Annotated in this window: 12 protein-coding genes; 6 read left to right on the forward strand and 6 right to left on the reverse strand. The window is 59.0% G+C overall.

Annotated elements, in window-relative coordinates:
* Positions 1-74 precede the first annotated feature (74 nt).
* Together FGF54_RS17740 and FGF54_RS17745 are read left to right on the forward strand one after the other, a co-directional pair.
* Positions 75-1,646: an O-antigen ligase family protein gene (locus FGF54_RS17740; protein WP_142780605.1), complete on the forward strand. Its 1,572-nt coding sequence runs from the start codon at positions 75-77 to the stop codon at positions 1,644-1,646.
* Between the two features lie 56 nt (positions 1,647-1,702).
* Positions 1,703-2,902 carry a glycosyltransferase family 4 protein gene (locus FGF54_RS17745; protein ID WP_142780606.1) on the forward strand — a complete coding sequence of 400 codons (1,200 nt, stop codon included), beginning with the start codon at positions 1,703-1,705 and terminating at the stop codon, positions 2,900-2,902.
* Positions 2,903-2,923: 21 nt separating this feature from the next.
* Here the strand turns inward: FGF54_RS17745 and FGF54_RS17750 are convergent, their stop codons facing one another.
* Together FGF54_RS17750 and FGF54_RS17755 are read right to left on the reverse strand one after the other, a co-directional pair.
* Positions 2,924-4,024, reverse strand: coding sequence for a glycosyltransferase family 1 protein (locus FGF54_RS17750; protein WP_142780607.1), 1,101 nt, complete (start codon positions 4,022-4,024; stop codon positions 2,924-2,926).
* Between the two features lie 55 nt (positions 4,025-4,079).
* Positions 4,080-5,228, reverse strand: a complete 1,149-nt coding sequence (locus FGF54_RS17755; protein WP_142780608.1) for a glycosyltransferase family 4 protein — start codon at positions 5,226-5,228, stop codon at positions 4,080-4,082.
* Between the two features lie 414 nt (positions 5,229-5,642).
* On the opposite strand from FGF54_RS17755, the gene FGF54_RS17760 reads away from it, so the two are divergent.
* Positions 5,643-6,977, forward strand: coding sequence for an SGNH/GDSL hydrolase family protein (locus FGF54_RS17760; RefSeq protein WP_168208174.1), 1,335 nt, complete (start codon positions 5,643-5,645; stop codon positions 6,975-6,977).
* A 133-nt stretch (positions 6,978-7,110) separates the two neighbouring features.
* Positions 7,111-8,529, forward strand: coding sequence for an O-antigen ligase family protein (locus FGF54_RS27300; protein WP_168208175.1), 1,419 nt, complete (start codon positions 7,111-7,113; stop codon positions 8,527-8,529).
* 9 nt (positions 8,530-8,538) lie between these two features.
* Here the strand turns inward: FGF54_RS27300 and greA are convergent, their stop codons facing one another.
* Positions 8,539-9,021 carry a transcription elongation factor GreA gene (gene greA, locus FGF54_RS17780; protein ID WP_020811759.1) on the reverse strand — a complete coding sequence of 161 codons (483 nt, stop codon included), beginning with the start codon at positions 9,019-9,021 and terminating at the stop codon, positions 8,539-8,541.
* Between the two features lie 276 nt (positions 9,022-9,297).
* Between greA and FGF54_RS17785 the strand changes: the two genes are divergently transcribed.
* Positions 9,298-10,695, forward strand: coding sequence for a family 16 glycosylhydrolase (locus tag FGF54_RS17785; RefSeq protein ID WP_020811758.1), 1,398 nt, complete (start codon positions 9,298-9,300; stop codon positions 10,693-10,695).
* A 78-nt stretch (positions 10,696-10,773) separates the two neighbouring features.
* Here the strand turns inward: FGF54_RS17785 and FGF54_RS17790 are convergent, their stop codons facing one another.
* The 3 genes from FGF54_RS17790 to FGF54_RS17800 form a co-directional block, all read right to left on the reverse strand.
* Complete coding sequence (locus FGF54_RS17790) at positions 10,774-11,688, reverse strand: TIM barrel protein (protein ID WP_168208176.1); 915 nt, start codon at positions 11,686-11,688, stop codon at positions 10,774-10,776.
* Between the two features lie 423 nt (positions 11,689-12,111).
* A complete protein-coding gene (locus FGF54_RS17795; protein ID WP_246666992.1) occupies positions 12,112-12,420 on the reverse strand; it encodes a hypothetical protein in 309 nt (102 codons plus the stop codon).
* Between the two features lie 162 nt (positions 12,421-12,582).
* Positions 12,583-13,074, reverse strand: a complete 492-nt coding sequence (locus tag FGF54_RS17800) for a hypothetical protein (protein WP_003520865.1) — start codon at positions 13,072-13,074, stop codon at positions 12,583-12,585.
* 172 nt (positions 13,075-13,246) lie between these two features.
* Here FGF54_RS17800 and FGF54_RS17805 point away from each other — a divergent pair, with 172 nt between their 5' ends.
* Positions 13,247-15,199 (forward strand): BTAD domain-containing putative transcriptional regulator, encoded by a 1,953-nt coding sequence (locus FGF54_RS17805; protein WP_168208177.1) that lies wholly within the window; start codon positions 13,247-13,249, stop codon positions 15,197-15,199.
* Positions 15,200-15,205: the final 6 nt, after the last annotated feature.

The following is a 15,205-nucleotide window of genomic DNA, read 5'->3' on the forward strand; positions in this document are numbered from 1 at the left end:
AACGATGAAACGGCTGAGCCTCGTCGATATTCGCGGCATAGCCACCACAAACAATTCTGACAAAGCCCAAAGATATGTCGCTTACCGAAGCCCGATCAGAACCGCTCTCCTCCTCGCAGCCCCCACTGGTGGCGGTTCGGGACTATGCCCGGCCGGTCGCAATAGTCGCATTCTGGGCAATATTTCTGCTGGCGCTTCTCAATAGGGGCGCAACGGAAATCGAAAGTCGCATCGTCGTCACGGCGGCGATCTATCTCCTGCTGGTGCCATCGATCCTCCTGTTCGGACCTCCGAAGGCCGGTGCGGGCAAGGTATTCGCGGCAGCCTGCCTTTTATTGGGAGCGCTCATCGTTCAGGTACTGTTGCAGGCATCCTCCATGCCCGGCATCACGCGCGCCAATCCGGCATGGTCTACCGCCGCCATGTTCATGCAGACTGCGCCAGCCGCCACAATCTCACTGACACCTGCGGATGACCGGCTCGGCCTCTTGAGCGCCGCCCTGCCCTTCGGCGCCTTCATGACCGGCCTCGTACTTTTCGATAGCGACGAGCGTGCGGCAAAGACGCTGCGATGGTTCGCAATTGCCGGTGGCTGGCTCGCGCTGTTTTCCATCGTGCAATTCGTGCTTTTCCCCGAGGCTCTCGGCTTCATCCAGAAGCGCTTCTACCTCGGCAGCCTTACCGGCCTTTTTGTCAACCGCAATACCGCCGCGACCTTCTTCGGTCTCATCCTTCTCACGCTCGCCGCATTGTTACACAAAAGCCTCCTCGCTCCGGATTGGGCGAGAGTAAAGGCGCTCGTGGCAAATCGCCTCACCGTGCCGGCGGAGCAGAAACAGCTCATCCGCAGGGCCGCTTTTCTCGGCGTCCTCGCGGGCTTTTGTTTCATCGCATTGATGCTGACGGGATCGCGTGCGGGGATCGGCTCAAGCCTCGCCGCGCTGATTTTGCTGATCCTGCTGATTGTGTTCAACTCCCCCGCCAGAACCGGCCGCAATGGAGCCTCCAATCGGCGCAGGCAACGTGGAACGAGACGTCGTGCCGCGCTCCTGATCGCAATCGCTATCGCCCTCTTCGCGCTTTTCGCCAACCGGGTGGCGCTTCGCATGGAAACGCGTTTGGAAGACGATATGCGCTTCTGCTACATGCCGGGCATCGCCCGCGCCATCGCCGACAATTGGCCGCAGGGGTCGGGCCTCGCGAGCTTTACGGAAATCTATGCGCCCTATCATGTGGCGCGATGCGGGGTGGACGCCGTCGTCACCCACGCCCACAACGTCTACGCGGAGGGATTGCTGACACTCGGTGCGGCCTTCCCGTTTTACCTCGCTTTTTTTGTGCTCATCCAACTGGTGATTTTCATTCGCGGGGCACTGAAACGCAGAAATTATCGTTATGCCTCTCATCTCGGCCTTGCCGCGCTGCTGCTCGTCCTGCTGCATTCGACACTTGATTTTTCGCTGCAGATTCCGGGCTTTGCCATGGCCTATGCCGTTTTCCTCGCCCCGGTCGTCACGCTTTGCCTAAACCCGCCCGGAATGGAGCGGGAAGGCCGCAAACGGCGGAGACAATTTCCAGAAGACGCTGCAATGCCGGCGCCGGACCATTCAGGACAGACAGTAAAAACGCCGCTTCGTCTGCAATAACGGATTTTACGAATGCAAAACAGGTTTCGTGATCTTAAAGACGCAGGAATTTGAGCATGCGGATATTGCAAGTAACCTCGCTGTTTTCTCCGGATCGGGTGGGCGGTGCGGAAATATTCGTGGAAGACCTTGCGCGTGGACTTGCCGATAAGGGGCACACGGTCGCAGTGGCCGCCATCTCGCGTGACGAGCAGGCAGCGGAACAACGCGATGGTTTCACCATTCACCGTCTGGGGCATACCACGCCGTTCTTTATCGGCGACTGGGGGCAACAGCCGGAATGGAAGCGAAAATATTATAAGATCGCCGTGCAACTGGATCCGCGCCTCGTTCGCCGGCTTGCGCGTGTCATCGATGATTTCCGGCCGGACGTGGTCAATACCCATTCGCTATCGGAACTGACGCCGCTGATCTGGCCGATGATCCGCAAGCGCGGCGTTCCGCTGGTTCATTCGCTGCATGATTTCACGAGCATATGCACCAATGGCTCCCTGTTTCATGACGGGCATATCTGCGATGGCAGCAGCAAAAAATGCCGTGCCTTTTCCTATCTCCACCGGCGTTGCCAATGCGCAGTCGATGCTGTCGCCGGCGTTGGTCGCGATATCGTCGAACGCCATGTGCGTGCCGGCTTTTTCACCCATGTTCCCGAAAACCGCCGCACGGTAATCTGGAACGCCATCTCACCGCCAGATTCGCCAGAACCGCACATTCCCCGCACGCCCGGCGAGCCGCTGGTTTTCGGCTATCTGGGCCGCATCGAAGCAGCGAAAGGGGCTGACTTGCTGATCGAAGCGTTGCGGCTTTTGCCGCCGCAGGGCTGGCGGGCTGTCATGGCAGGCCGCGCGCCGGACGGTATCGAGGCCTATCAGCAAAAGGCAGCCGGCATGCCGGTCGAATTTCCGGGCTATGTGGAAGCCGATCGTTTCTTCGCCGGCATAGATTGCCTCATCGTACCGCCCTTATGGCCAGAGGCCTTCGGCCGCACCGTTGCTGAAGCCATTCTGCGCGGCGTACCCGTCATCGGCGCAAATCTTGCGGGTGTTGCCGAACAGATCGGCGCGGACAGACGGGAACGCCTGTTCGCCCCGGGCAATGCCGCCGAACTGGCCGCGCGCATGGCAGAAGCGATGCGCAATCCCGCCATGCTTGCGGAAACACCTGAAACCCGGGAGCGAATTCGCCAGGGCGTTGAGCCTGAAGGGGTCATTGCGGCCTATGAAAAGCTCTATGCGGACGTATGCAAAACCGCCTGACCGTGACGACAGCGTCCCTCCTCAGGCTGCGGCTCCTTGCTTGAAAAGCCGCGCGTAGCTCTCCGCCGCCTTCTCCCACGAATATAATTTGCGGTTTTCATAACCCGCCTGGCGGAGATTTTCTGCCAGTTCCGGATTGTCCAAAAGTCGCTCAAGCGTGTCGACAAGGCTTTGAGCATCCGCCGGATCGAAAGTCAGGGCGCCTTCGCCGGCAATCTCCGGTGTTGCGGAACGATTGGAGCAGACGACCGGGCATCCAAGCTGCTGCGCTTCCAGCACCGGCAGGCAGAAGCCTTCATAGGTGGAGGGGACGCAAAGGCAGGCTGCGTGACGGTAAAGTTCGGCCAGTTGCCGGTCATCTATGCCGGAAAGCCGGATCAGCCGGGCCTGCAGCTCCGGATCGTCCAGCGCACCGGCGATTTCCTCCGCCTCGTCGCGGCCAACATGCACGATGCACAAATCCGGCCATTTTTTACCGAGTATGGCAAAGGCTTTGCCCAGGAGAGCGAAATTCTTATTGGACGTCGCGTTTCCCACCGCCAGTATGTAGCGTCCGGGAACAGGCGGCACCGTGTCGAAAGCCCCGGGATCGACATTCAACGTGCTGTCGGAATGAATGGTGATGCTCTTATCGACAGCGGCTGGATAGAAACGCCCCAGATCCTTCCGCGTCGCTTCGGATACGCAGATGACCCGATCCGAACCGGCCATCATCAGCTTGAAGATGAAATCGGTCGTCAGGGTCGCCCGCCAGCCGATCTGTTCGGGAATGGTTTTGAAATAAAGATCATGAACAAGGGTGAGACGCCGTTTGCCGCCGAGGGGACTTCCGAAAGGATCGACATTAAACAGCACATCGATACCGTGCCGGCGGCAGAGCGCGGGCAGCATCGCGGCCTGACGCACCACATCGAAAACCATGACGCGCGGCCGTGGAGTCTCGATGAGCTGCAGCCGGCTGTCGCGCAGGTTTTCAGGCAGTTGCGCCCGCGCCCAGGGAGAGCGCAGAACATAGTCGTCACCCGTCTGTTCCAGCAGCCGCTCCAGCAGGCTGAAGGTCACGCGGGCCACACCCGAGGCCTTGCCGCCATATTGGCTCGGCATGTTTACGAGAATGCGCATCCTGGCCCTTCCGCCTGCCGGCATTGCCTGTTCCTGTCGATCGCCGGGCGAAACCTCACGCCGCCTCCGTCAGCAGCGCGGAAACGGAGCGGCAGGTTTCCTCCAGCGAGAAACGCTGGCTCACATCCTCCCGCCCCTTTTGCGCCAGCCTTTCCGCCAGAGCCGGTTGCGACAGGACAAAGCCGATCGCCGCCGCCAGCGCCGATGCATCCCCCGGCGGCACGAGAAGGCCGGTTTCGCCGTCACGGATGATTTCGGTAACACCGCCGCCGCGCGTGGCGACAACAGGACGACCGCACATCATGGCCTCCACCACCACCCGGCCGAAGGGCTCGGCAACAATCGAAGTATGAGCAACCACATCCATCGCCGCCATCAGTTCCGGCACATCCGGGCGGAAACCGAGAAAGCGGACGCGACCGTCGAGACCGAGACGGGACGCCTGTTCGCGGATGCGCGTCTCATAGGCCTCCTGCCCGAAAAGCGCACCGCCGACGATGACCGCCTGCACGCCCTCCATCGCCGCAATCGCGTCCAGAAACACATGCTGTCCCTTCCATTCGCTCAGCCGGCCAAAAAGGCCGACAAGCGGTTGCGGACCAAGGCCCAGTTCCGCACGCAGCCGCGCGGCGGCGCCAGGCTCGTAAAGCCTTGCTTTCGCAGGGTCGAAGCCATTGTAAACGATGCGAACCTTATCCGCCTCGCCGCCGGCCTCGATGAAAGCCCGACCCGTCTCTTCGGAATTGACAGCCACCAGCCTGGCGAAAAGGCGCGCAAATGCCAGCGAGGCGCGGCGGTTGGTGGCGCTGAAAGCCGGATCGGTGACGATGTCGTGCAAAATCCAGACAAGCGGCCGACGGCTGAGCTTCGCGGCCAAGGCACAGACAAAAAGCGCCTTTTGCGAGTTGGCGCAGATCACATCATAGCGCCTCGCCTCCCGGCTCAATTGCCAGGCGACCGCCATCACGTCGGCCGCTCCGCGCAACAGGGCGCCGAACGACGCATTGCGGCGGATCGACAGCATTTTTTCTCCGGCGGACAGCATGATCGGAGCTCGCCCCGCATCAACGAGATCATCTGCGGCCGCACCGCCACTGAGAAAACAGGCACGCCAGGAGTGTGGGCCCGCCTTGACGAGGTCCGTCAGAAAAAGTTCGGCGCCGCCCTTCTCTCCGGTATGGCTGACGAAAAGAGCGGATGTCATGGCATCTCCTCTGCCGGATGAGAGGGCCCACGATACATCTGTCTGTGATTGCGGGCATGAACAGCCGGCCGGCAAAAACAACGAACCTGCCCGAAAGCGACAGGAATATCTTCACCGGAAGCCGCGTGGAAAAGCGTGTCGCTAGATAAAAACACCAGCATCAAAACCTTTATTCGTAATAAAATTCGATAATAACAATAATAATTAGAATAATATTCTATTTTTACATTTCAAGCGAGATCGAAGAAAAATTCATGACGCTCGTTTTCATGCGCTGTTTTCTGTTTCGCTCCCGGCATTTTTTCCCCGGTCCTCATGGCGGAACTATTCTGAGGTCAGACCAGGAGAACGAACGATGACACCACCCGAACACAACATATGCATATATACGGCGCGAACGGAAGAGGTGGTCGCATGATCGGCTTAACGCTCGGCATACGTCCCCGAAACATGGGTGACATCGGTTTTTCCCTGACCGCGTTCTCGCCACTGCGGGCCCGTCTGGCGGCCGGGCAGAATGCCACGATCTTCGTGAACGGCGACAGCACCGCCCATGCCGAAGCCGGACCATTTCAGCAATTTGCGATGATGCTCGGCGATCTGCACGATACGACTGTTGTGTTATACCGTTGGGCGGAATGGGAGACGAGCGCCGCCACCGGGCCAAAAACCTATGCGCCCCCGGTCACGCTGCGCGCAGGCAAAGGAGCGACGCTGACGCTTTATCTTGCGACGCTGCCCGGCGGCATGGCGGGTTACATGCTTGCGGAACAGCGCGCAGCGGCGCTGAAGATTCCCCGCCCCGATCTCTGCATCATGCATCATGGCCACAATATGCAGACCTTCGAAGCGCCCGGCGGCATTTTAAGCTCCGGACGGTCCACCCTGCTCGGACCGCTGGGAATGACCGAATGGCAGTGGCCAAATGCTCCGCAACTCGTCACCACGCAGAACCCGTGGCGGGATGGGACGGGTTACGACAAAGTCTATCAGGCAATCCTCGACCTGGCCCGATCCCATCCGAACCTAACGTTGGTGGATACGCATGCCGCATTTCTGGCGAAGGGCAAGGACACCGCCCTTTATCGGGACAATGTTCACCCGAACGAGACGGGCTCCCGACTGATTGCCCGGACCCTGTTCGATTCCTATCTGGGATCGGCACGCGATAATGGCTTCCAGACGCCTTGCTGGCCAAAGCTGCCTGCCGCCAATCTTATCGGCAATGGCGATTTTACCGATTGGACTGGTTCCGTTCCGGCGGGCTGGAGTCCAGTCGCGCCGGGTTCCGCCACGAAAATCGCCGACATCATTTTTTCCCCATTCTTCACCAGCAGCCTCGCGCTCTATGCCAATGGTAGCCAGACGGCCGGGCTCACACGCTATTTCCGCAATGCGGAGGCCGCAGCGATGATCGGCAAGACCGTTTCCTTCGCCGTGCTTTATAAAAACAACGAGAGGCAGCGTCTGCCCTACATCACGCTGGTTGTGAAAAGCGGTGGCGCAGTCCGGACAATCGTTTGCTCCGCCCTACAATTCGGAGGTGCCAACGTCGCCGGCAATAGCGGCTGGATGTGGGCGATCGCCAACGGGATCGCCATAGACCACGATATCAACCCGGCGGGGTATAATTTCTATCTGCGAATCTTTCCGGCATTCGGTATCAGCGCGCCCACCTCGAATGAACCAGTTCACATTCAGCGCATCATCGCGGTCGAAGGGGATTTGCCGAAAGGCAATCTGATTTAATGACGAAACGATAAAATATCTTGCGCGGCGACGTCATCGAGCCCAATAATGGACGTCATATTATATTGATTGCCGCGCGGTAGCGCTGTCCTATGGACAGTCGAAATCCGCCCACAAAAGATAGAAACCGCGGATGAAAAAACCAGCAAATCATGCGGCATCGCACCAGCCCGCTATACCGGGTTTTGTTTTGGCAATGCCGCTTTACCCTTCAAAGACAATCAATATCCCCGGCATCTTTCTCGCGACATTCGTTTTCGCCATTGGTTTCTTCATTCAATGCAATGTGGCGACCAGCAATATTGGCCTGCGTTTCCTCAATATTACCGACATGCTGGTGCTGATGACGCTGCCCGTCATCGCGCTGCTTTACATTCGCTGCCTGACGCCATCGATTATCCTGTTTTATCTTCTCCCGCTCACGGTGCTGTTTGTTCTCACGACGCTCTTTGCCGACGCGCGCGGCGATGGCGAGTTTTATACAACAGCAATGACCTATTTTTATGCGGTCTATTTTCTGTTCTTTGCCTATCTGCTGTTCAAGGAAAACCTGCTCGAACTGTTCTGCTGGGGCATATTTGCGGGCTTCTTAGCGGTGACGATCCTGCTTTTCCTGGACATCGTCATCCATGACCAGCTCGCCTCCCTCGGATTGTCCTTCATGTTCGATGAGGCGGGCGTGCTGGAGCTTGCGGCGAAAGGTGAGATAACCCCGCTGCTTTTGCGCGTCGAAAAGGCAGGCGGCATCTGGCCCGTCGGCAACACGGCTGGACCGGTCTTCGCGCTGGCCGGAGCGGCGGCGGCCTATGTCGCCGAACGCCACAAGCGCCCCGCGCTGTTTGCCGTGTTTCTGCTCGTGTATTTCGCCAGCTTTACCCTTACGCTTAACCGCTCGGGGGTGTTTGCCGTCCTCGCCATCGGGCTCTATTTCTACGTCCGGAATTTTTCGATTAAAATGCTGCTCAGCACCTATTTCGGTTTTGCCTTGTGCGCCCTCGTCATCGCCGCCGTTTTGCCGCTCGGCGCTTTCGATTTTGCGGAACAGGTCTTTTCGAAACGTTTTCTGGAGGACAGCAATAGCAGCAACAACTTGCATGAGCGGTGGGAGACGATCACCGGCGGTTTTCAGGTCATGTTCCAGCATCCCTTGGGCATAGGATTTACCGCACGATACGAAGAGCTTGCGCAGATATCGAGGATCGGCACGCCACATAATGGTTTTATGGCCACCGCCTATGCTTCCGGGTTGGGATTTTGCATCATGAGCGCCTTCGCGCTTTTCTATGCAATTTTCCGGAAACGGAAAATCGGCTTTTTCGCCTATTCGGCAATCGGCGTCATTATCGGCTATCAATTTGAAGAGCTGAATTTCAACCCCGTCTTCATGGCCCATGTGGGACTTGCGCTTGCCTATGCCGCCATTGATCTGGACTTCAGGCTTTTCCTGAGAAACACAATGATGCGGATGCTGGGAACGGCAGACAATGCGCGCAACCGGGAAGAAGGAAGCCTCATCGGAAACAGGCCGGGTCTAAGTCCGCCTATGTTCTGACCGAACGCTTCAGGCGACGTCGAGGATCTCGATCTCCCTCCCGCCCAAACTGACGAGATCGCCGGCCGCTTTTCCCATCAGCACCCTTGCAACCGGGGAAACATAGGACATCGTTCCCGCAGCGGGATCGGCCTCATCTTCGCCGACGATCCGGAACCGTTGCGTTCGCCCGTCATCGCGGCTGAACGTCACCAGGCTGCCGAAGGCGACGACGCCATCCGCTGGCGGATCAGGCATCAACTGCGCGGTACGGACCCGCTCGGAAAAATATCGCAGATCGCGTAGCGGGCTGGCGGAAATGCGTCGCCTTTCATTGATGTCTTCAATGGCATTGGCCGCCTCACAGGCTTCGCGCGCCAGACGCAACTGCTCTTCCAGCGCCTTCAGCCCGGACTGCGTTACCAGATTGGGATGACGCGAGATTACCCGATCCGGCAGAACGGTTTCGGCTGCGGTTTCCGCACTGTCTTCCTTGGTAAAGGCTACGCTCAATCCTGACACTCCATTCCCGATATGCCCCGCGACATATCTGCGATCCGCCCCAATCCTGCCATCGCCCGCAGGGGCACCGCAAGACCGCGCTGGGCCGGTTCAAAAACGAATATGTAACAGGCGGAAGCGGGTCATGACAACGCGCCCGTTCAACAGCTGAATGCAACCGCAACGGAACATACCCCTCATATTTCGGCCTAACAGGAGGCTTTTTGCCCTGTTAGGGTGTGCAGCAGGAGGAGTGAGACAGCAACGCTAACGGACAGGAGACGGTTCATGGCCCGGACAGTAGTGAATGCGCTTGGAGACACACTCTATTACAGCGGCAGTTCCACGGGATTTTTCTCCGCCACGGGTTCCGGCCCGCTGCTCACCGGCACCGCAGGCAATGATTCCATGTGGGGCGACAGTTCCGTCAACGTGACCATGGCGGGCGGCACGGGCGACGATATTTATTATCTCTATTCCAGCATCAATCGCGCCGCCGAAAATGCCGGGGAAGGTATCGATACCATCGATACCTGGATGAGTTACACCCTGCCCGACAATTTCGAGAATCTGCGTGTGACGGGTGACGGGCGTTATGCCTTCGGCAATTCGCTCGACAATATCATCACCGGCGGGTCGGGCAGCCAGACGATCGATGGCGGGGCTGGCAACGATGTGCTGATCGGTGGCGGCGGGGCCGACACCTTTGTTTTCACCAGCGGCAACGGCACCGATCTCATCACGGATTTCAGCGCCAATGACACGATCCGGCTCAATGGTTACGGCATCACATCTTTCGATCAGCTTGTCGGCAGCGCCACGCAGCAAGGCAGCGACCTGTGGCTCAATTTTTCCAATGGCGAGGCCATCGTTCTTGCTGGAACGACCATAGACGACCTTCAGGCCGACCAGTTCGAACTCAGCCTCGACCGATCGTCCCTTACCCAGACCTTTGCCGATGAATTCGATACGCTCTCGTTGCGCAGCGGCGATCAGGGCACCTGGGACGCCAAATATTGGTGGGCGCCGGAAAAGGGAAGCTCGCTGACGACGAATGGCGAGGCGCAATGGTATATCAATCCCGCCTATGCCGGCACATCGGAGGTCAACCCTTTCAGCGTCGAAAACGGTGTCCTGACCATTACCGCCGAGGAGACCCCGCAGTCGATTGCCGACGAGGTCGAAGGTTATGATTATACCTCGGGGATGCTGAACACCTATTCCTCCTTCAGCCAGACCTATGGTTATTTCGAAATCCGCGCCGATATGCCGACCGACCGGGGCGCCTGGCCTGCCTTCTGGCTCCTGCCCGAAGACGGCTCCTGGCCGCCGGAACTCGATGTCATCGAAATGCGCGGTCAGAACCCCAATACGCTCATCATGTCCGCCCATTCCAACGCCACCGGTGAACAGACCTCAGTCATCAACAATGTCAGCGTGCCGAGCACCGAAGGGTTCCACACTTACGGTCTGTTGTGGGATGCCGAGCACATAACCTGGTATTTCGACGATGTCGCCGTGGCGCAGACGGATACGCCTGATGATATGCATGACCCCATGTATATGGTCGTCAACCTTGCCGTTGGCGGCACGGCAGGAACGCCATCGGACGCTGATTTCAGCGACGGCTCGCAGATGATGATCGATTACATCAGGGCCTATTCGCTCTCCGACTGGGCCGCATGAATTAAAACACCGGCAGTCGCATCGGGACTGCCGGTGTTTCAAACATCAGCCTCTCGGCTTACGCCTCGTTCAGGCCAATCACTCGGCCGCGAGCTGGGTGCGGGCGCTATTCAGCGAAATCAGATGCCGCGCCGTTTCGAGGCTTGCCGGCTGCTCGGCGCGATAACGGCGGCCGATTTCCATCATCAGCACGGTATCGGGCAGGAAAGAAAGTTCCGAGAAGATGTCCTGCCAGTCGATATCGCCCCAGCCGAGCGGCATGTGCAGATCGCCGATGCCGAGTGCTGTGTTTTCCTGCGGAAAATACGGCTGATAGAAGCCCTGCGGGCGGCCGAAGGAATCGTGCACATGCAGATGGCCGGCAACCGGCGCCATGGCGCGAAGCTCATCGCGGAAATCGAGACCACGATAGGTGGATTCGAGATAGGCATGGCTGAAGTCGATCAGCGCAACGAGATTGTCGTGACCGACAGCCTTCACGGTCGCTGCCACCTCGGCCGGTGTCTGGCGATATTGGCCGGGTTCGGTGGAGAAGATATTCTCAAGGGCGATGCGCACGCCATAGGGCCGGCAGAATTCCGCCAGTTCGAAAAGCGCTTCCCGCTCGCGGCTGTCGGCATCGGCCCGTTCGGCGATCTGGTCGGCACGCAGTGCGCCGCTATGCTGGACGAGAATGCCCGCGCCAATACGCTCGCATAGAACGGCAAGCGCCTTGGCCGCATCGATCTGGTAACGGCATGTCACCGGATCCATGAAATTCGAAGAGACGAGACCGTGCACGGTGTAGCGGAAGTCGAACTGCTTTGCGAGCGACACGAAACGGTCGGCGCGCTCTTCGATTATCCGGCCGCCGGCGATCATGTCGAGGCTTGTTGCGGCGATTTCCACGGTATCGCAGCCAATTTCGGCAAGCGCGCGCAGATCGCTTTCGAGGGTGGCCAGTTCGCCATCATCCGAGCCGGCGTTGAAGCCGGTACCTATAAGATTGCTCACTTCGTCATCTCCAGGGCTAGAAAGGTCATGGGAGTTCGGGTGCCGCACATGCGACGCCACTTCAAACAGGTCCGGGCGGTCGATATTGACGTCGCCTATCCCGGGCGATGCGATGTCGTAAGAAAGTCCGAGGCGGCCGCCGTGTCGGTAAAAAGCGACCGGGACATGGTGATCCGTTTCCGTTGAAACCGATCACTCAATTAAGTTTCTTCATTTACAGCTTTATGACATTTCCACAGGCAAACAGCAGGGAGAGCTGGCCTTCGCGGCTGGACAGGCGGCAGCATGAAGAAGTGCGCGGGAGACTGTCGGAAGGTCAGGTTATGGACACTCGGGTCCGCTCAAACGGCAAAATGGCCGCAAATAGCGGCGATGGGCTTGCGCGCCAGCGGGTTGAAACCGGATGTCTTCCGGCGGGAGGCGCTAACCGAGATTGTGAACCATGAAATAAATCAGCCAGCAATGCGCAATGGCCAATATCGCCCAGGCCCATTTTGCGGCCCTGATATCGGCATCGACAACCCTGTTTCTAATCTCGGTCCTGCCCGACGCCTCTTTTCCGGCTCGATCATCGCCGACCGCGGATGCGGGCAATGTCTGGGAAACGGGCTCACTGACAACATAGAGCCTGTCGCTGCGCAGAAGCGGGCGCGGCTCCTCCTCAACGCTCTCCGCATCGGAAAGCGTATCGTCGCCGGAAACGCAATTCACCGCCACAAGCTGCGATGACATCCCCCTGTTACGCACTTTACCTCTATTGGGCATCATAATGTTCCACACAATAAAAATAAAAATATTCCCGGGTGACTTCCGATAAAGCCGCGCTTTACCGGACATGCCGCAATACGCGCATCCATGCCTTCCGCCCGTTGTCCCAAAGGGCACCCCCCGCGATCAGGCCACCGGAACTCCCGGCAGACCACGCCTGCCCGCATAAGGTTTTGCCTCCCGCTGGATCAGGAAGACGGATTTTTCCACCGGCAGCGGCTCGATCGTCCGGTAACGCTGAAACCGCCTGGAATATTCGAACCGGATGAGCCTGTCGTCGAACTTCCCCGCCAGAACGCGATAGCCGTTGACGAATTCATTCAGGATTTCCAGTTCTTCTCCCCACACCCAGCCGCCGTAGGACGTCCCCTCATTCGAACGCAGCACGATCTCGAAAAAGTGCCCGCCCGCCACCAGCGGCATACGAAAGAGAATATCGAGATTATCCTCGTCCTCATCGTCGCCCTTTTCCGCCGACAGCCTGGCATGCGCAACCTTCGCATGGACCAGCGCCGAGACCGGATAGAACGGACGGCCCTTGAACCACATGAATTCACTGACCGCATATCCGACATCGTCGGCACGCTGGTAAGGCTCGATACGCGGCTCGAAGGCCATGTAGCTTCCGTTAAACGCTATCACTGTCGAAAATTCCCGATGCCTGCCCGTCGCATGTCCGCTGTTTTCCACCCGTCATTCATGCTTCTGTCTGCGACAATAGGCAGGCCGCGTCACACCAGCGTCAAATGGAACGCTATGATGACTTTCAATTTCCCGGACACGTTGTTAGATGATGATTCATGAGGGGACGAAAGTGGCTGGGAACGCTGAACTGATACCGATCCGGCTTTTTGGCACCCCGCGCTGTGACGCGGTGCGGGAGGCATTTTTTCCGTCCAAGGGCTTCGCCCTTACCGCCGCCCTCATCCTTGCGCCGAACCAGTCCCTTTCCCGCCAGCATGCCGCATCGCTTTTATGGGAAAATGTCGAGCAGAAAAGGGCTCTCGGCAATTTGCGGCAGCTCATTCTCCGCCTGCAGAAACTGCCCAATGAGGACGATGCCATCCTTCTGACCGAAGGAAACGACCTGAAGGCCGGCAAGCTGGCGCAGCGCACTGACCTTGCCATCTTCCTTGCCGGCGCAAGAGCCGAAGACCCGATGCGGCGGCTCAATGCGCTGCTCGAATTCGGCGGCGAGTTGCTGGAGGGGCTGGAGGCCGGGCAGGACCATCTTTATCTCTGGCTGCTTTCGGAGCGCCGCCGTCTCAGGGACCTGTTCTTTTCGAGCTACACCCAGCTTCTGGAGGAATTGACGCGGTTCGGTCGCGCCAGCTCGAACGACATCGCCAGACTTGCCGAATGCGCCTGCAAGATCGAATCGGAGCGCGAAGAAACCTACCGCGCCGCCATGGCGGCCTATGCGCGGGTTGGAAATATCAGCGCCTGCGAGGGCATGTACCAGCTTCTGATGGAGCAGCTTCGTCAGGAGGGTCGTTCGCCGGAAGCGGAAACCGTGGCGCTGAGGCGGAGAATACAAAGTCTGGCCGCCACGATAACGGCCCCCGCCGAGCCGGAAGAAGGCAGTCGCCGAAAATCAATGGCAAAACCGCGTGTCGCATTCGTCCGCCCGGCACGGGTCGACGGGCAGCCGGTCTCGCCGGTCATGCATGCCTTCGTTGAGGATGTCGCCAACAGCCTTGTCCGATACCGCACCTTCACCGTCCTTTCGCCGCACAGCACCTTTGCGCTGGCGCATGACCGGGCCGATGACGGCTATGCCATGCTGCGGGCGGATTACCGCATCATTTCGACCGTGTTCGACGAAACCCGCATGTCGGTCGCGCTGATCGAGGATGCAAGCGGTGAAATCGTCTGGTCACTGGAAGCGGTCCTGACCGAACGGCATATCCACGCCGCCTTCCGGCTGCTCTCCAAACAGGTGGCCGCAGCGCTTGCCCGCGAAATCGAGCGACTTCAGGTGGAGCCCGACCGCAACCATAGCGGCGAGGCCTACCGGCAATTGCTGGAAGGCCAGCAGCTTCTGCGTGGCAAATGCGATCTGCCGCTTCTCAGAAGAGCCCGTTCGATGTTCCGCAAGGCCGTCGATCTCGACCACAGCATGGCGGTTGCCCGCGCCCGCGTTGCACAGAGCCTGCAACTGGAATGGCTGATGCTGGGCGGCAACGACCCCCATCTCCTGCACCGCGCCAAGGCGGAGGCCGATTCTTCCGTCGAGATCGACCCCGCCCTCGGGGTGGGCCACTGGATGTGCGCGGTGGTGGCGCTCTACCAGCGGGACTTCGACATCTCCGCCGAAAAATTCTTCGAGGCGGAGGCGCTGGCGCCCAATTCGGCCGACCTCCTGCTCCAGCATGCCGATGCGCTCGCTCATTTCGGCGATGCGGAAATCGCCTGGGAGAAGTTTCAGCAGGCCATCGACCTCAATCCGCTGGCGCCCGACATCTACTGGTGGGCCGGCGCCAGCATCGCTTTCAAGCGCGAGGATTACGGCACGGCGGTGGAACTGTGCGGGCGGATGGAAAATGACGAGCCTGCGCTGCGCGTCCTCACCGCAAGCCACGCGCTGCATGGCGATCTGGCCTCCGCCCGGGAATCCGGCAACAGGCTTCAGGAAAACTATCCGGGTATGACGGCGAGGGAGATCAGCAGCCTGTCTCCAGACCGAGACCCGATAGCGAATGAAAAATTCTATCACGCACTTCGATTAGCTGGGATCAAATAGGAGATA

The sequence above is a fragment of the Agrobacterium sp. T29 genome, from assembly GCF_006970545.1.
Classification (GTDB): Bacteria; Pseudomonadota; Alphaproteobacteria; order Rhizobiales; family Rhizobiaceae; genus Agrobacterium; species Agrobacterium leguminum.